This is a genomic window from Streptomyces sp. GESEQ-4 (assembly GCF_017948455.1).
Taxonomy (GTDB): Bacteria; Actinomycetota; Actinomycetes; order Streptomycetales; family Streptomycetaceae; genus Streptomyces.
Window position 1 is genome coordinate 1 of sequence record NZ_JAFFSU010000046.1, and the last position, 23,251, is coordinate 23,251.

General features: G+C 69.3%; 18 protein-coding genes and 1 pseudogene. 9 read left to right on the forward strand and 10 right to left on the reverse strand.

All coding sequences use genetic code 11. The features are described 5' to 3' along the window. Positions 1-113 precede the first annotated feature (113 nt). The 6 genes and pseudogenes from KCH48_RS40800 (at position 114) to KCH48_RS40825 (ending at position 4,758) form a co-directional block, all read left to right on the forward strand. The gene (locus tag KCH48_RS40800) at positions 114-1,724 is read left to right on the forward strand and encodes a PHP domain-containing protein (protein ID WP_210582721.1); all 1,611 of its coding nucleotides are present in this window, start codon (positions 114-116) and stop codon (positions 1,722-1,724) included. Further along, on the forward strand, positions 1,706-2,233 hold the full coding sequence (locus KCH48_RS40805) for a hypothetical protein (protein ID WP_307841087.1): 528 nt from the start codon (positions 1,706-1,708) through the stop codon (positions 2,231-2,233). The genes KCH48_RS40800 and KCH48_RS40805 overlap by 19 nt, the downstream gene beginning before the upstream one ends. A gap of 133 nt (positions 2,234-2,366) precedes the next feature. Then, positions 2,367-2,702 (forward strand): annotated as a pseudogene (locus tag KCH48_RS40810) (hypothetical protein); the annotation flags it as partial. A 28-nt stretch (positions 2,703-2,730) separates the two neighbouring features. Further along, positions 2,731-3,213, forward strand: coding sequence for a hypothetical protein (locus KCH48_RS40815; RefSeq protein ID WP_210582701.1), 483 nt, complete (start codon positions 2,731-2,733; stop codon positions 3,211-3,213). A 42-nt stretch (positions 3,214-3,255) separates the two neighbouring features. Next, the gene (locus KCH48_RS40820) at positions 3,256-4,530 is read left to right on the forward strand and encodes an MFS transporter (protein WP_210582702.1); all 1,275 of its coding nucleotides are present in this window, start codon (positions 3,256-3,258) and stop codon (positions 4,528-4,530) included. 3 nt (positions 4,531-4,533) lie between these two features. Continuing rightward, on the forward strand, positions 4,534-4,758 hold the full coding sequence (locus tag KCH48_RS40825; protein WP_307841088.1) for a TetR/AcrR family transcriptional regulator C-terminal domain-containing protein: 225 nt from the start codon (positions 4,534-4,536) through the stop codon (positions 4,756-4,758). Between the two features lie 20 nt (positions 4,759-4,778). On the opposite strand, the gene KCH48_RS40830 is transcribed toward KCH48_RS40825, so the two are convergent. From KCH48_RS40830 to KCH48_RS40875, 10 genes are all read right to left on the reverse strand, one after another. After that, complete coding sequence (locus KCH48_RS40830; protein WP_210582703.1) at positions 4,779-5,585, reverse strand: ABC transporter permease; 807 nt, start codon at positions 5,583-5,585, stop codon at positions 4,779-4,781. Position 5,586: 1 nt separating this feature from the next. Next, positions 5,587-6,390 (reverse strand): ABC-2 family transporter protein, encoded by an 804-nt coding sequence (locus tag KCH48_RS40835; RefSeq protein ID WP_210582704.1) that lies wholly within the window; start codon positions 6,388-6,390, stop codon positions 5,587-5,589. 1 nt (position 6,391) lies between these two features. Further along, positions 6,392-7,387 carry an ATP-binding cassette domain-containing protein gene (locus KCH48_RS40840; RefSeq protein WP_210582705.1) on the reverse strand — a complete coding sequence of 332 codons (996 nt, stop codon included), beginning with the start codon at positions 7,385-7,387 and terminating at the stop codon, positions 6,392-6,394. Positions 7,388-7,527: 140 nt separating this feature from the next. Further along, positions 7,528-10,407, reverse strand: coding sequence for a glycoside hydrolase family 2 TIM barrel-domain containing protein (locus KCH48_RS40845; protein ID WP_210582706.1), 2,880 nt, complete (start codon positions 10,405-10,407; stop codon positions 7,528-7,530). 27 nt (positions 10,408-10,434) lie between these two features. After that, positions 10,435-11,310: a carbohydrate ABC transporter permease gene (locus tag KCH48_RS40850; protein ID WP_210582707.1), complete on the reverse strand. Its 876-nt coding sequence runs from the start codon at positions 11,308-11,310 to the stop codon at positions 10,435-10,437. Continuing rightward, complete coding sequence (locus KCH48_RS40855) at positions 11,307-12,275, reverse strand: carbohydrate ABC transporter permease (RefSeq protein ID WP_210582708.1); 969 nt, start codon at positions 12,273-12,275, stop codon at positions 11,307-11,309. The genes KCH48_RS40850 and KCH48_RS40855 overlap by 4 nt, the downstream gene beginning before the upstream one ends. A gap of 20 nt (positions 12,276-12,295) precedes the next feature. After that, entirely contained in the window at positions 12,296-13,558 is a 1,263-nt protein-coding gene (locus KCH48_RS40860) for an ABC transporter substrate-binding protein (protein WP_210582709.1), read from the reverse strand. Between the two features lie 226 nt (positions 13,559-13,784). After that, positions 13,785-15,641, reverse strand: a complete 1,857-nt coding sequence (locus KCH48_RS40865) for a glycoside hydrolase (RefSeq protein ID WP_210582710.1) — start codon at positions 15,639-15,641, stop codon at positions 13,785-13,787. Positions 15,642-15,652: 11 nt separating this feature from the next. Beyond that, positions 15,653-16,900: an ROK family transcriptional regulator gene (locus KCH48_RS40870; RefSeq protein WP_210582711.1), complete on the reverse strand. Its 1,248-nt coding sequence runs from the start codon at positions 16,898-16,900 to the stop codon at positions 15,653-15,655. A gap of 125 nt (positions 16,901-17,025) precedes the next feature. Then, positions 17,026-18,270: an FAD-binding protein gene (locus tag KCH48_RS40875; RefSeq protein ID WP_210582712.1), complete on the reverse strand. Its 1,245-nt coding sequence runs from the start codon at positions 18,268-18,270 to the stop codon at positions 17,026-17,028. A 177-nt stretch (positions 18,271-18,447) separates the two neighbouring features. Here KCH48_RS40875 and KCH48_RS40880 point away from each other — a divergent pair, with 177 nt between their 5' ends. The 3 genes from KCH48_RS40880 (at position 18,448) to KCH48_RS40890 (ending at position 23,138) form a co-directional block, all read left to right on the forward strand. Beyond that, positions 18,448-19,767, forward strand: coding sequence for a radical SAM protein (locus KCH48_RS40880; RefSeq protein ID WP_210582713.1), 1,320 nt, complete (start codon positions 18,448-18,450; stop codon positions 19,765-19,767). 243 nt (positions 19,768-20,010) lie between these two features. Then, positions 20,011-21,486: a cellulose-binding domain-containing protein gene (locus tag KCH48_RS40885; protein ID WP_210582714.1), complete on the forward strand. Its 1,476-nt coding sequence runs from the start codon at positions 20,011-20,013 to the stop codon at positions 21,484-21,486. A 179-nt stretch (positions 21,487-21,665) separates the two neighbouring features. Then, the gene (locus KCH48_RS40890) at positions 21,666-23,138 is read left to right on the forward strand and encodes an ATP-binding protein (RefSeq protein ID WP_210582715.1); all 1,473 of its coding nucleotides are present in this window, start codon (positions 21,666-21,668) and stop codon (positions 23,136-23,138) included. The last annotated feature ends 113 nt before the right edge of the window (positions 23,139-23,251 follow it).

A 23,251-nucleotide genomic window follows, 5' to 3' on the forward strand; every position in this document is an offset into this window, starting at 1 on the left:
CCGCCGTCGCGGCGGCGGGCGCCCCCCACGCCGCCCCCCCCGCCCGCGCCCCCGTCCAAGCATCTGCCCCGGCGCGCCCCGCCGCCTTCGATCCCCCCGCCCCCGAGGAGACGCTGCCCCCGAAACAGCGCCCGCCCGCCGCCAGGATGCGCCGTACAGGCCTGCGCGGCGGGGGCCGGGGGGCCGGCCGGATGCTGGCGGGGACGGCGGGTCCCCCCGGGGCGGCCGCGGCTACCGCCGCGCCCCTCGGCAGCAGCCCCAAGAAGGGTTTCCTCTGGCTGGCCGGCGACCACCACATCCACACCCAGTACAGCAACGACGGCAAGTACCGCGTCGTCGACCAGGTCCGCCAGGGCGCCAAGCACGGCATGGACTGGCTGGTCATCACCGACCACGGCAATGTCACCCACTCCAAGATCGGTGTGGAGAAGGTCAACCCGGACATCCGCGACGCGCGTGACGCCTACGAGGACACCCTCGTCTTCCAGGGCCTGGAGTGGAACATCCCGGGCGCCGAGCACGGCACCGTCTTCGTGCACCCGGGCAAGAACGAGGTCTCGGTACTGAAGCAGTTCGAGACCGACTACGACGGCTCGGTCAAGGGCGCCTCCGACTCCACCCCCGCCAACGAGGCCCTCGCCATCGCCGGCCTCAACTTCCTTGCCCAGCAGGTCCAGCGGCGCAAGGTCAAGGACGCGCTGATGCTCGCCAACCACCCGGCGCGGCGCGGTGTCGACTCCCCGCACGAGATCCGCGGCTGGCGTGACGCCACCGGCAGGGACCACCAGGTGGCCGTCGGCTTCGAGGGCGCCCCCGGCCACCAGGCCGGCGGTATCGCCAAGCCGCTCGGGATGGGCCGGGCCCGCGGCATCTACGACAACAACCCCAGCGCCAACTCCTTCGCCGGCTACCCGCTGGAGAGCTACCGCACCTGGGGCGGCTTCGACTGGATGACCTCCACGGTCGGCGGCCTGTGGGACAGCCTCCTCGCCGAGGGCAAGCCCTGGTGGATCACCGCCAACTCCGACTCCCACAACGTCTACACGGACACCGCCAAGCGCGGCGGCCCGGACAGCGACTACCTCGCCAACGGCAAGCACACCGACCCCGTGTACCGGGGTGAGATCGACCTCACCGAGGGCGACTACTGGCCCGGCCAGTACAGCCGTACCCACGTCGGCTCCGCCGGCTTCTCCTACGCCGCCGTCATGGACGGCATCCGCGCGGGCCGCATCTGGGTCGACCACGGACAGCTCATCAGCGGCCTCGACGTCCGGGTCTCCGGCGGCTACCGCTGGGCCACACTGGGCGGCGCCCTGCATGTCCGCAAGGGCACGCGGGTGACCATGACGGTGGACATCGCGCTGGCCGGCGGCCCCAACTGGGCCGGCTTCCTGCCGAAGCTGGCGCGCGTCGACGTCATCCAGGGCGAGGTCACGGGCGAGGCCGCGGACAAGGACACGTTCACCGCTCCGACGGCGAAGGTCGTGAAGTCGTACGAGGTGAGCAAGTCGACGGGCACGGTCAGGCTCACGTACGACCTCGGGCGGGTCGACCGTCCGCTGTACGTCCGCCTCCGCGGCACCGACGGCAACCGGTCCGCGGTCGGCGCGATGGGTGCGGCCGTCGACCCGGCGGGCCCGGCCATCGACGTCGTCGGCGACGCCGACCCGTGGGCCGACCTGTGGTTCTACGCCAACCCCGTGTGGGTCCTGCCCTCGTGACGCCGCACGTCCTCACCGTCGACGCGGGCATCAAGGACCTGCGCGCGGCGGACCACCTGTTGCACGCGCTGGCCGCCGAACTCGCCCTCCCCGAGGGTGCGTTCGGCTGCACGCACCTGGTGCGCGGCGACCGGCCGCGCGTCGCCCTGTCCCTCACCCTGCCCTCACAGCCGCTCCTTCGCACCGCCCAGGAGCGGCTCACGGACCAGGGATACGAGGTGACGGGCGGCGCGCCCGACGCGGCCGGCCGCGCGGTGGTCTACCCGGGGGTCTCGTCGCTCACCGGCACCCTGACGATCGCGGAGCTTCTCACACGCTCCGCGATCGACCGGGTGACCGTACTGGGCGCGACGGACCAACCGGCCCCCGACGCCCGCCTGATGACACAGAATCACGTACGCCCGCAATGGAACGACGGTCAACTGGTCCTCACAGCCATGCCCGCGGCCGGCGGCGCCCTGGTCCCCTTCGAGGTACCGGACCCGACACCGTGCTGCGCGGATCACTGAACGCAGGCAGCAGGAGTGGTCGACGAAGTCGTCTCCGATGGATGTCTACACCAAGTTCGCGGACTGGCAGTCGGCCCGCCGTATTCACCGGCAGCTGTCTGCTGACCAGCAAGGAGAAGCACCCCTGTTCCGACTGATTGTGTCCGTGGGGCTGCTGATCACCGCTCTTCGCAGCAGGCATTCGCTCGACACAGGCCCTTACGGGGAGGTGGCCAGGGCCAAGGAAGCCTGGCGCGAGGCCCTGCTGGAACGCGGCATCCTGCCGTTCCTGCGAGAGGCACTGGCCGATCCCAGCACCGTCCCGACACTGCACCGTCCGGCACCGCCGGGTTCGACCAGCCGCATCCCGCACCTCGGTTACCACCGCCCCGGTTTCTCCAGCCCGGACGACAGCACCCCGAGACCGAGCTACACCAGCCCGGACTACACCAGCCCGGACTACGGAGGCCCGGAACACCAGCCGGAGTGAGCTCCAGCTCGTGCGGCGGGGTGCTGTCGTGGCTGCGATCTCTGATACGTACGACGGCATGCAGCCACAGATATGGGCGTCGATCGCGTCCTTGATAGGTGTGGGGCTCGGCGGAGGGCTGTCCTACCTCGCCCAGCTCACCACCCAGCGGCAGGCCATTCGCAACGAGGACAGACGGCAGGCCAGGGAACTGGCCGAGGCTCGCCGTGCGGAGCAACTGCAGTTGCTGCGCGAGTTCGTTGAGACCGCCCAGCGGGCCGAGCGGATCGCCGAGGATCGCGCTGCCACGCCTGAGTGGTTCGCCGGCGCGAAAGATGTCATGGACGGCCTATGGATCCATGAACGGATGATCCAGATGTTGTTCAGCCCGCATCTCCATCAACGCGCCCGGGCCTACGTCAAGGCGTTGAATGACGTCTTGTGGGAGGAGCCCGCCGACGTCAGCATCTGGGAACACCTGCGGGCCCCCAAGACCGCATTCCTCAACGCAGCACACACTGAGCTCGCCTAACACAGTCACGTAAGGTTGCCGGAGTCTCAGGGGGAGGGCGGCTTGACGTACGACGCGCGGCGTGAGGGCGAACACGACAGTCATAAGCCGGAGTTGGAAGATGTCGGTGGTCGTCCGTTGTGGCGCAGCCGGGACTTCGGGGTGTTCTGGGTCGCGCAGACCTTGTCCGTCCTCGGTGATTCCTTCGCCCTGATCGCGCTGCCGTTGCTGATCCTCCAGGCCACCGGTTCGCTCGCCGCGATGGGGCTGCTGACGGCGGTGGGTGGGGCGGCCGCGGTTGTGGCGGCGGTGTTTGCCGGGGCCGTGGTGGACCGGGTGGATCGGCGGAAGCTGCTGATCGGCTGTGATCTCGTACGGATGGTGCTGTACGGGGTGATCCCGGTGGTGTGGCTCTTCGGACCGCAGATCTGGCTGCTGTATGTGGTGCTGCCGCTGTGCGAGGCGGTCGGGATGCTGTTCGCCGTCGGGTATGTCACCGTCGTGCGCAGCCTGGTCGGTACCGAGCAACTCACCGAAGCCAACGGCCGGTTGAACGCGACCGCCGCCGCGGCCGGGGTTCTGGGGCCGCTGTGCGCGGGCCTTGTCGCCGCATGGTCCGGGCCTGCCACCGCGGTCGGCGTGGACGCGGCCAGCTTCGGGGTGTCGGCGGCCTGTCTGGTCGTCGTACGGTTCCGGGGGCGCCCCGGCGACGACGACCGGCCGAAGCAGCGAACCGGGCTGTGGAACGACCTGCGTGCCGGGATCGCCTTCCTCTACGGCCATCCCGTGCTGCGGTCGCTCACCGTCCTGCTGTGCCTCTTCAGCTTCTTCACCCTCGGCCTGAACGACCTGGTCATCTACCACCTCAAGCACGATCTCGGCCATGACGACGGCACGGTGGGCACCGTGATGGCGGGCGGCGCGCTCGGTACCATCGCCGGTTCCCTGCTCGTCGCCCGGATCCGCCGCCGGCTCGGCTTCGGGCCGACCTGGACGGGCGCGGTCGCGATCTGCGGACTCGCCTTCGCCGGGCTCGGCCGGGCACAGGACGTCCCCGTCGTGGCCGCCCTCGCCGCGGCCTTCCTCGCGTGCGTCGCCGTCGCGGGCACCTGCTCGATGTCCCTGCGCCAGGAAGTGACCCCCGAGCCCCTGCTGGGCCGGGTCACCTCGGCCTTCTGGACCCTCCAGTACTCGGCGGCCCCGCTTGGCGCCGCCGTCCTCACCTGGGCCGCGGAGCACCAGGGCACGGCACCCGTCGCGCTCGTCGCGGGCTGCTGCTGCGTACTGATCGCGGCCGCCGCCCTGTTCACGCCGATACGGCGGTCACGCGCCGGGTGACATGTGGGCCTGCTCCGGCCGTCGGCTTGGCAGCGCCATGGCTGGCAGGCCGGACTGCTCGACCTGCACGGCGGCGCACCCATGGCCGGTGTCCACTTCATGGCGCTGGTCTCGCACTCGGTCGTCCAGCGGTCCCACCATGGGGTACGGCCCCTGCCGCCGGGCGAGGCCGATCGCATGGTCACGCGCGGGGCGGCGGCGTTCCTACGGGCGTACCGGGCCGGTTGAGCCGAGGGCGGCGGCGTCGGTCATCCGTTCACGCCCGCATAGTGCCGCAGGCTCCACCGCCACAGGACGCGCGTCGCGAGGTACGCCAGGACGCCCAGCAGTGGGGAGGCCGCTGCCAGCCAGTACGGGACGCCGGTGCTGTGGCCGTGGCCGGTGAGGACGGCGGCCGGGAAGTAGGCGACGAAGGCGAGGGGGAGGCCGTATGTCAGGAAGCCGCCCACCGCCTTCGGCAGGACGTTCAGGGGGTAGCTGCCGAAGGTGCCGAGGAGTTCCTCCAGCCAGCGGCTCCAGTAGTCGGCGGCCGGGAAGCGCAGCGCGGCGCAGGCGACGACCGCGAACAGGGCCGCCTCCAGGAGCATGCCGCCGAGGACGGCCGCGATCAGGTACGAGATCCGGCCCGCCGTCCAGTCCAGGTGACTGCGGCTGAGCGCGCCCACCATCAGGCCCGCCGCGACGGTCAGGTCGCCGATCGCGTTGGTCGGGAAGTAGGCGAGCTGGACCTGGCGGTACACCGGCATGGGGCGGGTCAGATAGACGTCGATCATGCCTTCCTGGATCTGCCGGCCGATGAAGTGCAGCCGCCCAAGGATCAGGACGAAGAGTCCGTGCGCGAGCATCCGGATCGCCGGGATCAGCAGCACGTCGGAGCTGTCCCAGCCGCCCATCCCGGTGAACCGTGCCAGCAGCACCGTCGCGAACACGATCACCGACACCTGCCAGATCGCGCCGGCCGCGATGTTCAGCAGGAACTCGGTGCGGTACTCCATCGCGGCGCGGATGTTGAGCAGCGAGATGCGCCACGCGATGCGAAAGGCCTTCAACGACATCTCATCCTCCCTGCGAGATCACGCGCGCCGCGGCCTGCCGCCACACCCACCGGGTGAACAGCGCCAGCACCACGACCCAGGCCGCCTGAATGGCCAACTGGACGCCCGCGTCGGCCAGTTGGATGCGGCCGATGTAGATCGACAGCGGCACGCTCAGCGTCGCCTGGAACGGCAGGAAACCGCTCAGCGTGAGGAACCAGTCCGGGAAGAACCACAGCGGCGCGTAGACCCCGGACAGCAGGTTCTGCACGAAGATCAGGATCAGCATCGCGGAGTTGTTGCGGATGGTGAAGAAGCACATCTGGTCCAGGACGAGCATCACGTAGTACAGCACCCACTGGCCGAGCAGCAGACTGACCGCGAACACCCCCGCCACGGCCGCCGACCGGGGCGGTTCGACCACCCCGAACGCGAGGCAGACCGCGAATCCGCCCAGCGCCCACGCCAGTCCGTACAACTGCTCACCGAGGGCACGCAGGGCGTAGTACCGCTCGGGCGGCAGCGGGCGCAGATACCAGTAGACGATGGTGCCGAAGTGCATGTGCTGCAGCACGGTGTCCCGGCCCGCGTACTGGTCCAACTCCCGCAGCCGGGAGGCGAGTACGGCCAGCACGGCATAGGTGACCGCCTGGCTCTCGTCCAGACCGGCGGTGGTGTCGGTGTGGGAGTACAGGCCGTGCCACAGCGACGCCACCAGCACCACCTGCACGACCAGCCGGACCAGCACGGCGGTCATCCGGGGCGGGGTGTGCAGCTCACCGAGGGGGGTGACGCGGGCAGCGCGCCACGCGTGCAGAACGGCCACGTCAGACCGCCTCGGCGTGGACGTAGGCGGCCCGCATCACGTCTTCCAGGTCCGCCTCGTCGATGGCGACGTCCGTCACCTCGTACCGCTCGATGACCGTCTTCAACGCCTGGTGCACCGTGGGCGCGTCGGGTCCGTCCGGCCCGAAGACGACCCGCGGGCCGTCCTGCCGCAGCAGTGTCATGCCCGGCAGTGGTACGACGTCGGTGTGCGCGTCGGCGAGGGTCGCCCGCACCTGCCACGTCGAGCCGAACTTGCGGCGGATCTCGTCGAGGCTGCCGTCCAGGACGAGCCGGCCGTGGTTGATCAGGACGACCCGCTCGGCGAGCCGCTCGACCTCCGTCATGTCGTGCGTGGTCAACAGGACCGTACGGCCCCGCTGTTCCACCTGGTGCCGGAGGAACTCCCGCACCTGCTCCTTGACCACCACGTCCATGCCGATGGTCGGCTCGTCGAGGAAGACGACCGGCGGATCGTGTAGGAGGGCCGCCGCGAGGTCGGAGCGCACGCGCTGGCCGAGCGAGAGGTGGCGCACTCGGGTGTCCCAGAAGGAGGAGAGGTCCAGCAGCTCGTCGAACTCGCCGAGCCGGGTGGCGTGTTCGGCCCTCGGCACCTCGTAGATGTCCCGCAGGATCGAGAACGACTCACGCACCGGCAGGTCCCACCACAGCTGGGTGCGCTGCCCGAACACCGCGCCGATGTTGCGGGCGTTGCGCTCCCGCTCCTTGTACGGCACCACGCCCGTGACCCGGCACTCGCCGGACGTCGGTGTGAGGATGCCGGTGAGCATCTTGATGGTGGTGGACTTGCCGGCGCCGTTCGGGCCGAGCAGGGCGAGGAGTTCGCCGGGCGCCACGTCGAAGGTGACGTCCTGGACGGCGTGCTTGGCGACCCGCTCCGGGTCGACCAGGGATCGCAGCGCGCCGGTGAAGCCCGGGCGGCGGACGGTGGTGTGGAAGGTACGGGACAGGCCGCGGACCTCGATGCTTCCGCTCAAGTTCGTGAACTCCCTTGCCTCGTAAACGAGTTGCGGCCGGTCGGCTTGGAGGGCCGACCGGCCGCGGGCGCATCACGACCGTCGCAGAATGTCGATCAAACGGTCAATGGATTAATTGACCGTCCAGTTGGACTAATCGATCACCGAGGGTCGGTCACCGAGAACACGAACGAGAACTCCGCCGGCTCGGCCCGCAGGAAGTACCGCGGCAGCGGGCCGGGGCCGCACGACTGGGAGCCGATGCCGTGCTGCCCGTGGTCGAGGTTGACCCAGACCGTGTCACTGGGGTTGAGATCGGTCAGGTGCTGGGCCGCGTCCAGCTGCTCGTTCGTCCAGCGGCGCGCGCTGAACCAGAACTCCGGGTCGCCCTCGATCCGCAGCCCGCCGAGCTCCGCCCAGCGGACGTCGGTCCGGGCGCCGTTCTCCTGCGGACGGACGTACGGCGTCTGCAGCTCGTCCACGGAGGAGTGCCAAAGGCCCAACATCGAGGCCGACTTGGTGTCCGGGTACGCCTCGCCGGGACCGCCACCGAACCACTTCACCTGGTCCGCCTGCGCGAGCCCGAAGCGAATGCCCAGCCGCGGCAACGGCACCGTCCAGTCGCCCTCGGGCGCCACGGACACGGTCAGCTTCAGCCGCGTGCCGTCGGACGTCCACCGGTACACCGTGCGCAGGCCCACCTCCCAGGCGGCGGGCGCCACCCGGGTCCGTACGGTCAACGCGTCATCACCCAACTCGACGCCGTCCAGGCGGTGCCGCATGCGGTGCAGCCCGTACTTGCGCCACATCTGCGCCCAGCGGATGTCGTCCTGCCAGGAGGCGCCCTCGTCGTTGTCGGTGGGCGCACGCCACACGTCGAGACGGAGGTCCGTGACGTTCAGCCTGCCGATCGTCTTCAGCGCGCCGGTGCGTACGTCGAAGGACGCCGGGCCGACATAGATCAGCCGCTCGCTCGCGTTGGGCCTGTCACTTGCCACGACGGACGGCAACGACCGGCCAGCGACCGGCAGTTGAGCCCAGGCCACCTCGTGGTTCTTGTTCCCCCACGCGGTGTCCTCCGCCAGCAGCGCCCGCACCGTCCACTGCGTCTCGGCCCCGCGCCCGTCCGCCGGAGGCGGCGCCGGCAGCTTCACCTCCGCCGACTCGCCCGGCGCCAGCGCGGGCACGGACAGGCTGCCCGCCTCGACCGTCTCGCCGTCCACCTGGTACGACCACTCGAAGGCCAGCGCCGACAGGTCGGCGAAGTCGTACGCGTTCGTCACCCGTACGGTGCCGTCCGCGCCGTCGCCCTCGATGCGGACGGGCTCGATCACCTTTTTGTACTCGACGAGCCCCGGCGACGGCGTCCGGTCCGGGAAGATCAGCCCGTCGCAGACGAAGTTGCCGTCGTGGAGTTCCTCGCCGAAGTCGCCGCCGTACGCGAAGCCGAACCGCGCGTCCTTGATCCCGTGGTCGATCCACTCCCAGATGAAGCCGCCCTGGAGCCGGTCGTACGACTCGAAGATCCGCTGGTAGTCGGCGATGCCACCGGGGCCGTTGCCCATGGCGTGGCCGTACTCGCAGAGGATGAAGGGGAGTTGGCGTCGCTTGTGGGTGCCGCCGTCCAGCCCGGCGCCGATCCGCTCGACCTCCTCATGGCCCGCGTACATCCGCGAGTACATGTCGGTGTCACGGCAGTCGATGTCGCCCTCGTAGTGCACGAGCCGTGAGTCGTCCCGGCCGTGGATCCACTCGGCCATCGCGGTCAGCCCGCGGCCGGTGCCGGCCTCGTTGCCGAGGGACCAGATGACGACCGACGGGTGGTTCTTGTCGCGTTCGACCATACGGGCGGCGCGGTCGAGCAGGGCCGGTGTCCAGCGGTCGTCGTCCACGGGATTGTCGCGCCAGGCCTGCTCGGTGAAGCCGTGCGTTTCGAGGTCGCACTCGTCGATGACCCAGAGGCCGTACTCGTCGCACAGGTCCAGGAAGGCCGGGTGCGGCGGGTAGTGCGAGGTGCGGACCGCGTTGAGGTTGTGCCGCTTCATCAGCAGCACGTCCTCGCGCATGGTCGCAAGGTCCAGGGCACGGCCCTTCTCGGGGTGCCATTCGTGCCGGTTGACGCCCTTGAACAGGATCGCCTTGCCGTTGACCTTGATCAGGCCGTCTTCGAGCACGACGGTCCGGAAACCGATGCGCAGCGGCACGCGCTCGCCCGCCGTGATCAGCTCACCGTCGTACAGCTTCGGCGTCTCGGCGGACCACGGCTGGACGGGGACGGTCACCGGCTCGCCGGTCGCGACATCGATGTCCAGCGCGGGTACGGACACCCGCCCCTCGACGTCGGAGTCGACGCGCAGGGTGCCCTCGCCGGTGGTGTGGTCGTAGGAGGCCTGCACGAAGAAGTCGCCCGCGCTGCCTGCCGGGCGGTGCAGGAGGGTGACATCACGGAAGATGCCGGGCAGCCACCACTGGTCCTGGTCCTCCAGGTACGACCCCGCGGACCACTGGTGCACCCGGACGGCCAGCACATTGCCCGTCGGCTTCAGCAGCGGCCCGGCCGCGAACTCGTGCGGCAGCCGGGAGCCCTTGAACTCGCCGAGCTCCGTGCCGTTCAGCCAGACGCGGGCGCAGGACTCGACACCGTCGAAACGCAGGACGGCGTCGCCGTCGCCGGGCCAGTCGGCCGGCAGGTCGAAGACGCGGATGTGGTCGCCGGTCGGGTTCTCGGTCGGGACGTGCGGCGGATCCACCGGGAAGGGGTACAGGTGGTTCGTATAGATGGGCGAACCGAACGCGCCGTCGCCCTGGAGGACCCAGTGCCCGGGGACCGTGACCTCGGCCCAGTCCCCGGTGTCGTACCCCTCCTGAGCGAAGGAGCCGTCCTCGGCGTCCGCCGTGGCGGACAGTCGGAAGCGCCAGCTGCCGTTGAGGGAGAGCGACGTGGCGTCGGAGGCCGCGTACCAGGCGCGGGGCGGCAGGGCCCCGCTGCCCGGTGAGACGTCCTCGACGTAGTCGACGGATGGGGTGGTGCGGAAAGTCATCGGTCTCCAGGTCTTCAGAAGAGGGCGTCAGCCCTTGATGCCGGTCTGCGCGATCCCCTGGACCAGCCAGCGTTGGAGGAAGAGGAACACGAATACCAGGGGCAGGATGGAAATGGCCGTGGCCATGAAGATCAGGTGGTAGTTGACGGACTGGTTGGTCGCGTACGTCGAGAGGGCGACCTGCACCGTCCACGCGCTGGGATCCTGGCCGATGACCAGGGGCCACAGGAAGGCGTTCCAGCCCGCGATGAAGGTGATCGTCGCGATCGCCGCGAAGAAGTTCAGCGAGTTGGGCACGACGACACGCCAGTACGCGCCCCAGTAACCGAGCCCGTCCACCCGCGCCGCCTCCTCCAGCTCCTTCGGGAACCCCAAGAAGTACTGCCGGAACAGGAAGCAGGTGAAACCACTGAACAGGCCCGGAATGATCAGACCGCGGTAGGTGTCCACCCAGCCGAGCGACGAGACGAGCACGAAGCTCGGCACGAAGGTCACGGCTGTGGGCACCATCAGGGTGGCCAGTACGACGTAGAACACCTTGTTGGCGTGCTTGTACGGGATGCGGGCGAGGCCGTATCCGGCCAGCGAGCAGATCAGGAGGATGCCCGTGGTGTGCAGGACGGCGACGACCAGCGAGTTCCACATCGACCGGGCGAAGTCGACCGTGACGTCGTCGAACGGCTCGGTGACGTTGCCCCACTGGATGTCGGTGGGGAACCACTTCCACTCCTCGCCCGTGATCTCCGGGTCCGTCATGAAGGCGTTGCGGACGATCAGATAGAACGGGACGAGGAAGAGGACGGCGGCCACGCAGGTCGCGATGTAGAGACCGGTGTTGCTCATGACGCCGCCGGGGCGCTTGGCCTTCGCCGGCTTCCTGACGTCGGGTGCTGTGGTGGTCACTGGGACTCGTCCCCCCTTCCGAAGCCCATGATCTTGCCCTGGAGCAGGGTCACGAGGCAGATGAGCACGGTCAGGACCAGCGCACCCGCGCTGCCCGCGCCGTAGTTCTGGTTCTCGCCCAGCGCCATCTTGTACAGCTCGACCAGGGGCGGCATGCCCCACGTGGCCTTGCCGAGCAGGATGAAGAACTCGTCGAAGGCCTGGTAGGCGGCGATGAGCAGCAGCAGGATCACCGCGGTGGACGTCGCCCGCAGCTGGGGCAGTGTGATGTAGCGGAAGGTCTGCCAGCCCGGCTTGGCGCCGTCGATGGCGGCGGCCTCGTACAGCTCCCTGGGGATGTTCTGCAACGCCGCCAGGAAGAGGATCATGTAGAAACCGGCCTGCAGCCAGAGCCGGACGGTCACGATGACCAGCCAGTACCAGGGCGGATCGGGATTGTCGAGCCAGGCGATGTTCTCGACCCCGAACCAGCCGAGGAACGTGTTGGCCATGCCGAAGCGGACGCCGTTGAAGATGGACATCTTCCAGATCAGCGCGGCGGCCGCGTAGCTGACCGCGGTCGGCAGGAAGAACACCGACCGGAAGAACGCCTGCATGAACCGCAGCCGGTTCACCATCAGCGCCAGCCCGAGCGACAGCGCCCACGTGGTGGGCACGATGAACGCCGCGAAGACGGTGAAGGTGACGAGGGAGTTCCTGAAGTCCGTGTCCGTCAGGATCTGCTTGTAGTTCTCCAGGCCGACGAACTCGCTCGGCGTGACCGTGAACCGTGCCTCGAAGAAGCTGAGATACAGGCTCCAGCCGATGGGCACGAAGACGAAGATCACCAGGCCGATCAGGAACGGGCCGGTGAAGAGCCAGAAGTTGAAGGTGCTGTTCGCCCTGAGGCCCCGCCGCGGCCGGGCCTTGGAGACCTTGGCCGGGGCGGGGTTCTTGGCGACCCCGGGTGTGGTGGTGGTCGACATGTCGAGATCCGTCCGGCGCCCTATCCGAAGAGCTTCTTGAGCTCTGCGTTGACCTTCTTCTCAGCGGCGGCGAGCTGGGCCTTGGGGTCACTGTTCTTGCGGACGGAGTTCGCCATCACGTCGTTGACGGCGGCGATCATGGCCTGGGTCCAGCCGATGTTGTCGAAGTGGCCGAACTCGTTGAACAGCTTCACGCCCTCGGCCGGAAGGCCGGACTTCAGCTTGGTGGCGGACTCGGCGAGCGAGGTGCGCGGCGGGATGTGGAAGCCGTAGGAGGTGGCGAAGTCCTCCTGGTATTCCTTCTGGTCGATCCACAGCCACTTCACGTACTCCTTGGCCGCCTCGACGTTCTTGCTCTTGGCGTTGACGAACATCGACCAGCCGCCGTTGTAGACCGACTCCTTGCCGGCGGAGCCGACCTTCGGGAACGGGAAGATGCCGATGTCGTCGCCGAGCGCCTCGATCATCGCGGGCATCGCCCACATGCCGCACCACTGGATCGCCGTCAGGCCCTGGGTGAAGGCCGACGGGTCCCACCAGTCCGCGGGGGCGCCGAGGAGCAGGTCGCCGCTGGTGAACAGGGAACGCAGCTGCTTGAGGCCCTCGGCGACCTCGTCGGTGTTGAAGGCGGCCTTGTTGTCCGCGGTGAGGGTGTCGGCGCCGGCCGACCAGATCAGGTTGTGCTGGACCGGGGTGAGGTCGTTGCCGAGGTAGGCGCCCTTGACCTTGCCGGTCTTGAGCTTGGCGGCGGCCTCGACCAGCTCCTCCAGCGTGGTCGGCACCTCGACCTTGGCCTTCTCGAAGAGCGAGGGGCGGTAGAAGAAGAACTGCGGGTCGTCGATCATCCGGACGCCGTATATCTTGCCGTCGACCGTGTGCGACTTGATGTCGGCCGCGTTGAAGTCGTTCTTGACCGGCTCGATGATGTCGGTCAGGTCGGCCACCTGGCCGCTCTTGATGAGCTGGATCTGCGGGTGGAACTCGAAGACGTCCGGCGCGTTCTTGGTGAGCAGCGCGGCGAACAGCTTCTGCTCGAAGTTGTTGCCGGTGATCCACTGGGTGGTGACGTTGGCTTCCTTGTAGGCCTTGGCGTACTTCTTGACCGCCTGCTCGACGCCCGCCTCGCCGTACGCGTGGAAGTACTGCACGAGGCCGTCGCCCGAGCCTCCACCGGCGCGCCCGGTGTTGCCGCCGCACGCGGCCAGACCGCCGGCGGCGGCCAGACCCATCGCGGCCCGCAGCACATTTCGACGGTCCCAGTTGGTGTTGCTGAATGCCGACATGTTGACGTCCTTGTCTCGAGTACGGCTGCGGCTCCACGGCTCTGTGGCCGGTGGCTCAACCGGTGGCTCAATTCGGCTTGCGGTGCGGGACGTTAACCTTCGGCTAAGCCTTCGGCAAGGGGTTGGACGAAGTCTGCTCGAAGCGTTGTGTGGCGTTCGGGATACCGGACGTGCCCGGTGGCGGGCCGCCGCACCAGCGGCCCGCCAACTCATCGATCAGGAAGGGTTACTGACGGAACCAGGCCTGATTGGTCCCGCCGTTGCAGGACCAAAGGCCCACCTTGCTGCCGTCGGCCGTCGCCTGCCCGCCGACGTCCAGACACGTCCCGGACGCCTCGTTCACGATCTGCCCGTTGGAGTTGAGCAGCCAGCGCTGACCGGCGTCACCCGTGAAGGCCGCGCTGGTCGTCAGACCCGCACTCCCGGCCGTCAGATAGCCGCCCGCGCCCTTCAGCGCGCCCTTCGCGTCGTACGACCAGTCCTGCGCGTCCGCGCCCGTGCAGGCGTTGATCGCGGCCCCGGAGGCGTCCGCCGTCAGGCACTTCCCGGACTGCTGCCCCTGCAGCGCGCCCGTGATCGCCGAACTGCCGCGGCCCTTCTGGTCGAGGACGTATGTCGTGATCGACCGGGCGGGCAGGGAGGCGGAGACGGTCGAGCCGCGCACCGCCGGCTTGGCCACCTTCGCCCAGTTCTCGTCGGCCGACGTCCGTACGGCCTGCGAAGCCCGCACCGGCGTCTTGCTGTTGAAGTGCAACTTCAGCGAACTGTCCGTCGCGTTGTGGTTGTTGACGACCACGACCCACTTGCCGTTCCGGTCGTACGTCGACACCTCGACGCCGTCCGGCACTCCCGTCACGTTGTGCGCGACCGAACCTGGCCTGACGAACTTGCTGTACTGGCCGAGCGCGTAGTAGCGCTTGGTGAAGTACAGCTCCTGGTTGCCGTTCGTGGCGTAATCGGGGTCGTAGTAGATCAGGCCGTCGTTCCAGCCGGAGTCGTTCTTCGCGTACGGGTCGGTGCCGATCATCTCCGACAGGGCGACCCACCAGTGGAACGCAGAGTCGTGCGCGGTCGCGAAGTCCTTGTGGATGATCCGGGAGAGGTTCAGACCGCCGTCGATCGTCGGGTCGTACTCCTGCGCCCAGCCGGTGCCGCCCTTGCCGAAGCAGCAGACCTCGGTGGACCAGGACTCGATGCCGGCCTTCTTGGCGGTCTCGTAGACCTGCGCGCGGTTGGCGTCGCTGGGGTTGTCGTACGTGTGGTGGGCGAGCTTGTCGACGTACTGGGCCGTGCCCGGCTGTGAGATCCAGCGGGGGACCTCGTCGTTGAACTTGACCGTGCTGGTCGACTCGTCGGCGATGATGCCGGTCTTCTGGCGCCGCGCGTCCTGCTCGGCGCCGAGCGCCCGCACGATGTCGTCGCGCTGGTCGACGTCGACGAGCATGCCCTCCTGGCCGCAGGAGTCGAAGCTGTTCGTCGGCTCGTTGAAGGGGCTGATGTGGTCGAACCGCTGGCCCCGCTTGGCGAAGTGGTCGGTGATGTCGGCGATGTACTTCGCGAAGTCCTGCTCGTTCTCCGCCTTCAGATAGCCGCCGCAGCTCTTGCCGTTGGTCTTCCACTCGGCGGGCGCGCTGTTCACGAAGGCGACGAGGTTCTCGACACCGTACTTCGCGGCGTAGGACAGGAACGTACGGCCGGCCTTGTCCTTGCTCCAGTCGTACGTCCCGTCGTCGTTGCGGAAGTCCTCCGGGGCGCGGGACGGGGTGGTGACCGCGGTGCCGCCACCGCCGATGTTGTAGCGGTAGTTGCTCAGGTCGAGGCCCTGCGACGAGAAGAGCAGCTTCGCCACCCGGGCCTGGACCTTGGGGTCGAAGTTCTTCAGGTCGTTGACCCACCAGGCGCCGGACGCACCGATGTTGTCGATGGTCTGGGCGGCGTAGGGGGAGACTTCCGCGGCCACCGGGTCGGCGGCGCTCGCGGGCGGGGCGGTTATGAGAGGGCCTGCGACAGCGAGTGCGGCTGCGGCTGTCAGGAGGGCCGATCTCTTGCGGGGGTGAGTGGGGCGGGGGTGAGACACGTGCATCCCTTCCGTCGTCATGAAGGTGGTGCGGTACGGCTCCTTGCGAGGGTGGTGCGCTTTGTGGCGGTCCTCTGTCCCACCGACTGCAGCGCCCCTTCGAGCGCGAACGTCGCCGCGCCCAGGCACACCGGGTCGGTGGGGATGGGGGAGAGGACGATCTCGGTGGCGGCCAGGGGCCGCCTGAGCGCGTGCCGGGCGACGGCCTCGCGCACTTCGTGCAGCAGCGGTTCGCCGAGCGTGCGGGCGACCCAGCTGCTGAGCACGACCACTTCGGGGTTGAGGATGTTGACGAGATCGGCGATGCCGGCGCCCAGATAACGGGCGGTGTCCCGGACCACCTTGAGGGCCACCGGATCCTGCGCGGCGACACCACGCGCCAGCGCGTCGATCGTGGCCGTCTGGTCCTCGGGGTGCAGCAGCGTGCTGCGGGGGCTCAACTCGCGCAGGTTCAGCATGATTCCGGGCGCGCCGACGTACGTCTCGACGCAGCCGTGGTTGCCGCAGTGGCAGAGCCGTCCGTCGAGGACGAGCGTGGTGTGGCCCCACTCCCCGGCGCTGTTGCTCACGCCCCGGTGCAGCCCCCCGCCCAGTACGAGCCCGGCGCCGACCCCGGTGCCGAGGTTGACCACGACGGCGTTGCCGTATCCGCGGGCGGCCCCGAACCACTGCTCGGCGACCGCGCAGGCGCGCAGCGGGTTGTCCAGGTACAGGGGGTAGGCGATGTGCTCGGCGAGCAGGTCGAGCAGCGGCACGTCGTGCCAGTCCCAGTTCGGCGCGTACTCGGAGATCCCGGTGTCGCGGTCCACCTGCCCCGGCACGCTCACGCCGACGCCGAGAACGCGCGCGCCCTCGATCCCGGCCTGCGCGACCACCGAGCCGACGGCCGCGGCGACATGGGCGACGACCTGCTCCGGGAGGCTCTCGCCGGGGCGCATGTCCTCGTCGGCGCGGGCGAGCACGTTCAGCCCGAGGTCGAACAGCTCGACATGGACGTACGTCTCCGCGATGTCGACACCGATCAACGCGCCCCCCGACGCGTTGACGGCCACGAGTCCCCGGGGCCTGCCCCCCGCCGAGTCCTCGAACCCGACCTCCGTGATCATGCGGAGGTCGAGCAGCTCCCCGACGAGCGTGGCGACCGTGGCCAGGCTCAGTCCCGTGGCGGCGGCCAGCTCCTGCCGGGAGGTGGGCGACTCGGCGATGATCTGGCGCAGCACCTCGTAGCGGTTCGCGGTGCGGATGTCACGTGAGGTGCGCTTCACCGGAGCGGCCCATCCCTTCCCAGCCAGGCCGGGGTCTACGACGGCACCGGCGCGGCGCAAGGCTATGGGCTGCCAGGACTTTCGACAAGGGGTTAGGAAAGGGGGTGTAGAAAGTCCCCCGCGGTTCAGCCGGCCAGGATGTCCCGCACGAAGGCGTTGGCGAATTTGCCGCTGGGGTCGAGCACTTGGGCCAGCGCCCGGAAGTCGCCGAGCTGCGGATACCGGTCCAACGGGAGTGCGGCGAACACCTTCCCCCAGTGCGGCCGGGCGTCCAGCCCGTCCAGCGCCTCCTCCACCCGCCGCACCACTGGCAGCACCGCGTCCGTGTCCTCGACCCAGGTGAAGTGCGCGGCCACGGTGTCCCGCCCGTAAGCCGGGCTCAGCCACTGCGTGTCCGCGGCGACCGTCCGCACCTCACAGGTCTGCAGGACGGGAGCCAGCGTCGTACGGATCGCGTCCAGCGCGTGCAGCATGTCGAGGGCGTACGGCCGTGGCAGCAGGTACTCCGACTGCAACTCGGCGCCGCTGCTGGGTGTGAACTCGGCCCGGAAGTGCGGCAGTCGCTCGTGCCACGGCCCCGGCACCCCGAACTGCTCCGTGCAGTTGACCGCGGGCATGCCCGGCACGGGGTGCAGCTTCTCGGTGGCGGGCGCGGCCCACGGGAAGTCGGGCAGCGGCTGGTCGGTGCGCCGCTTCAGCCACACCTGCCGGAAGCCGGGCTCACGCCAGTCGGTGAAGAGGCTCACGCTGTACGCCGCCGCCAGCACCGTCTCGAGCGTGTCGAAGTCCAGCCCCGCCAGCGGCAGTTCGGTGAACAGGTGCTGCTCGACGTCGTAGGACGGCTCCAGGTCGAGGGTGAGCGCGGTGACGACACCGAGCGCGCCGAGCGAGGTCACCGCCCCGCCGAACCGTTCGTCGTCCCGCTCGATGACGACGGTCGACCCGTCCGCCGTGACGATCTCCACCTCGCGCACCGCGGCAGCGAGTGGACCGTTGCGGACGCCCGACCCGTGCGTACCGGTCGCCACCGAACCGGCCACCGAGATGTGCGGGAGGGACGCCATGTTCGGCAGCGCGAAACCCCGCTCGTGCACCTGGCGGGCCAGCTCGGAGTACCGGACCCCGCCGCCGACCCGCACCGTGCGCGCCGCCGCGTCGACATCCACCTCGACGGGCAGGCCGCCCAGCGACACCAGCGCCCCCTCGACGCCCGGCTCGGCGATCTCGTTGAAGGAGTGCCCGCTGCCCAGCACCCGTACGCGGTCGCTGCCCGTCACGAGCGCGCGCAGCGCGTCGAGCGAGTGCGGGCGGTGCAGCTCCTTGGCGGTGTACGTGATGTTGCCCGCCCAGTTGGTCACGGTCTCGGCCATGCGGTCGCCCCTCCCGAGGAATACGAGAACCAGGAATGCGGGAGCCAGGAATGCGAAAACCAGGAATCCCCTGGTGGAAACTACCCTGACCGGAAACACAGGGCCCCCGCCCCCACCTCCGCTCGCACGGGGGCATACCGTGAGGAGTCGAACGCCTGAGCCGGGAGGAGACACGGGATGGGCAGCCGTACCGCGCTGGTCGAGGATCTGATGGAGCGCTTTCCGCATGTGCCGCGGGAGGCCGTCTTCAAAGAGGATCTGCTCCGGGGCGGGGTCGCCTTCGACCCGTCGGCCCTCAGTGACAACGAAGGCGGCGAGGTCAAGCCGAAGTCGTACTTCATCTTCTCCTTCGACCACGGCACCCTGCCCGAGCTGGGCGAGGCCGCGCTGCGCCGCCCGCCGGAGGAGATCATCCTCACCGGCGGGCCGTACGGCCTGCGGCGGACCGTGGTCTCGGTGCGGGTGAACCCGTCGTCGCCGTACCGCGTGGCCGCCGACGAGGACGGGATGCTCGGGCTCTACCTCGACGGGAAGCGGATCTCCGACGTCGGGGTGCCACCCATGCCGGAGTACTACCGGCACACCCTCTCCAACGGGAAGTCCGTGATGGAGGTCGCCCCGACCATCCAGTGGGGCTACCTGATCTACCTCACCGTCTTCCGGGTCTGCCAGTACTTCGGCGCCAAGGAGGAGTGCCAGTACTGCGACATCAACCACAACTGGCGCCAGCACAAGGCGGCCGGGCGGCCGTACACGGGCGTCAAGGACGTGGAGGAGGTCCTGGAGGCGCTCGAGATCATCGACCGCTACGACACCGCGAAGGCGTCCACCGCCTACACGCTCACCGGCGGCGCGATCACCAAGACCGTCTCAGGCCGCGACGAGGCCGACTTCTACGGCCACTACGCCAAGGCCATCGAGGAGCGCTTCCCGGGCCGCTGGATCGGCAAGGTGGTCGCGCAGGCGCTGCCGCGTGACGACGTCCAGCGGTTCAAGGACTACGGCGTGCAGATCTACCACCCGAACTACGAGGTGTGGGACGAGTACCTCTTCAAGATGTACTGCCCGGGCAAGGAGCGCTACGTCGGCCGCGACGTGTGGCACAAGCGGATCCTCGACTCGGCGGAGGTCTTCGGCGCCCGCAATGTGATCCCCAACTTCGTCGCGGGGGTGGAGATGGCCGAGCCGTTCGGGTTCACGACGGTCGACGAGGCGATCGCGTCGACCACCGAGGGCCTGCGCTTCTTCATGTCGCACGGCATCACGCCCCGGTTCACCACCTGGTGCCCCGAGCCGACGACCCCGCTCGGCAAGGCCAACCCGCAGGGCGCCCCGCTGGAGTACCACATCCGTCTCCTGGAGGCCTACCGCGCCACCATGGACGAGTTCGGCCTGTCCTCGCCGCCCGGATACGGCCCGCCCGGCCCCGGCCGCGCGGTCTTCTCCGTCAGCTCCTTCATGGACAGCCTGTCGGCGCAGGAGCCGGTCGAGGTGTGACTCCGGCCGTGCCGCTGGACGCGGAACCACAACAATGTCGGCCGGGATCGAGACTTTTCGGCGTTCCTTCCGTATGTCTCTCGTAGGAGCGCGGAGGGGCCGCGTACCCGTCGGGCACCGGATTTGAATAGCGTGCTTGTCAGTTGTGTCGAGAACGTGAAAGGCTCACGGTCTGCCGCGAGGTTTCCCCCAACTCCGTTGCCAATATAGTGAGTTGACCTCGCTCGTGGATGCAGGAGACCCATGCCCGACCTGCCGACCCCTCAGGACGCCGCCGAGGCCGCGCTGTTCTCCGAGTGCTGGGACGCGGTGCTCTCGTACGCCGACCTGTGCACGGCCGGATCCGTCGCGGCCACCCGGCTGGCCACCGAGGCCTTCGCGCTCGGCATACGCGAGGCGCGTGCCGATGAGACCGGCACGTCCAGGAACACCGGCCGCCGCCCGGCCCGGCTGCCCCGGATTCCCTTGCTGCTGACGGCCGTTCGGACCACCGCGGCGGCCTGGGAGACCGACGGCCAGGGCCACAAGCTCGACCCGGAGCTGCGGCTGTGGCTCAACTCGGACAAGGCCGAACGCTATACCGGACCCCCGCTGCACCGCCCGCTCGCGCTGCGCGGCCTGCGTGACATGCAGGAACCGGACGCGGCGCTGCTGTGGCTGGCCGAGGTGGAGGGCCTGCCGATGTCCGTCGTGGCCCGCCGGCTCGGCCTCGACCCGGCGTCGGTCTCCGACGAACTGGAGCAGGTGCGGATCCTCTTCAGGGACCGCTGCCACCGCAACCACCTCGACACCCCGATGGCCGCACAGTGCCGCAGCTACGCCCGGCTGCTCGACGCGGTCACCCGCTCCCCTCTCGCCGACACCCCGGAGGACCTCTCCCGCCACCTCGCCCGGTGCGTGGAGTGCGCGGAGGCCGCCGCGTGTCTGCGGTTGCACGGCGGCGGGCTGCCGGCCGCGCTCGCCGGCGGGGTGATCGGCTGGGGCGGCCTCGCCTATCTGGAGCGCCGCCGCAGAGCCGCCGAGGTACGGCTGGGCGCCGGGCGTCCGGACCCGGTGGACACGGACGGACCCCCGAACCCCGCTGCCCACAAGGCGCGCGTCGTGCGGGGCGGCCTCCTCGTCGCCGCCGTCATCGTCTCCCTGCTGGCACTCGGCGTGTCGATGATGCCCGGCGGCACCACCGACGACGGCGCCGCGGGACCCACCGACGGTTCCGACCGCCAGCCGGTGGCCGTCCCCAGCGTCTCCGAACCGTCCACCAGCGCGCGGCCCTCGGCCTCGGCGACGGTCTCGCCCGAGCCATCGGCGACCGGTTCCGACGGCAAGGGGCCCGACCCGGAACCCCAGGGCACCACCTCGTCCACCGCCAACGGCGGCGAACCGGACCCCGGGACGAACGAGCCGGCCACCTGCGAGGTCGACTACGACCTGGTCAACCAGTGGCCCGACGGCTTCCAGGCCACCGTCACCATCACCACCACCTCGGCCCTGGACAACTGGCGGGTCGCCTGGTCCTTCAAGGACGGCCAGCAGGTCGGCCAGATGTGGGACGCGAGCTTCGCCCAGGACGGCTCCCGCGTCACCGCCACCGCCGCCGACTACAACAAGACCGTCCCCGCCAACGGCTCCCTCGCCTTCGGCTTCCTCTCCTCCTGGCGCGGCAAGAACTCCCCGGGGTACGACTTCACCCTCAACGGCCACGACTGCACGAAGGCCTGACGCCGGGGGCGGGCGGGGCTCACCTTCGACGGTCAGCATGGCCTCCTCGAAGGGGCGAGGCTACCGCCAGGTACGTGACGATGCGTTCCGCCGCCGGGTCGGCCTCGATGAACGATCACCATTGAGATAGGGGTACAGTTTATAGATGTGTGGTTCTATCTTCAGGCAACCGGAGGGGTATGGACAAGCCCGTCGAGATGTTCGACCGCGACTACGAATGGTCCGCGCTGACCCGGTTCATCGAAGATGAACAGCCCGGCGCGACGCTCGGTGTGGTCTCCGGACGGCGCCGCCAAGGCAAGACCTTCCTGCTCGACGCGGCCTGCCGTGCCGCAGGAGGGTTCTACTTCGGGGCGACCGAGGCCGCCGATGCCGAGTCCCTGCGGCGCATCAGCGCCGCGCTCACCGCGCATGTGCGCCCTGCCAGTCCGTACCACTTCTCCGACTGGGCCGAGGCCGTCGACGCGCTCCTCGCGCTGGGCGCGGAGCGGCCCGTACCCGTCGTGATCGACGAGTTCCCGTATCTTGCCAAGGCGAATCCGGAGCTCCCCTCGATCATCCAGGAAGCGCTGCGGACCCTGCGTGACCAGCGCAGCGCCTCCCGCACCCGGCTACTGCTGTGCGGCTCGGCGCTGTCGTTCATGGGCAGGCTGCTGTCCGGCAACGCTCCTCTGCGAGGCCGGGCAGGGTTGGAGCTGATGGTCCGCCCTCTCGACCACCGCCTGGCCGCCGAATTCTGGAACATCACGGACCCGCGCCTGGCCCTGCAGGTCAACGCGATCGTCGGCGGTACACCCGCGTATCGACGGGAATTCGCCCGCGGCGACACCCCGAACGGAGCTGACGACTTCGACGACTGGGTCGTCCGCACCGTCCTCAATCCAGAGACCCCTCTGTTCCGTGAGGCCCGCTATCTGCTCGCGGAAGAGCCCGACCTGCGAGACACCGCCCTGTACCTCTCCGTGCTGGCCGCAGTCGCCGACGGCAACGCCACCCGTGGAGGTATGGCCGGGTATCTGGAACGCAAGGCCACCGACATCGCACACCCCATCAACGTCCTCGAAGACGCCGGCCTGCTGCACCGGGATGCCGACGCCTTCCGCGACAACCGCCCCACCTACCGCATCGCTGAACCGCTGATCGGCTTCTATCACGCCATCATGCGACCGGTCTGGGACCAGTTGGAACGCCCCGGCAGCGCAGCCCGGGTCTGGCAGGCCAGCCGCCGCCGCTTCACCAGCAACGTCCTCGGCCCTCATTTCGAACAGGTCTGCCGCGACTGGGCGCTGCACCACGCCGACCCGGAGCTGATCGGCGGTCTGCCCGCCCGGGTCGGACACGGAGTGGTGCACGATCCCAAGGCCCGTGTCGGACATGAAGTGGATGTGGCGGTCGTCGGTATCGCCGACGGCTCCAGGCCACCGCTTCTCGCGATCGGTGAGGCCAAGTGGAACGACACCATGGGCATCGCCCATATCGAGCGCCTCCAGCACGTTCGCGACCTCATCACCCAGGCGGGACGCTACGACACCACCGGTACCCGACTCATGTGTCTCAGCGGCGCCGGCTTCAACGACAAGGCACACGCGGCCGCACATGCGGACCCTGGTGTCCAACTGGTCGACCTGGAGGCGCTTTACGGACTGGCGTGACGCTTGCCCGTCGCGCAAGGGGCCGGCGTTCATGGGGTGCCGTAATTCGATGGCGTCGTGGCTCAGGTGTCTCTAGTGTCAGTGCTGTTCGAGCGGTGGCCGGAGGGTGCCGC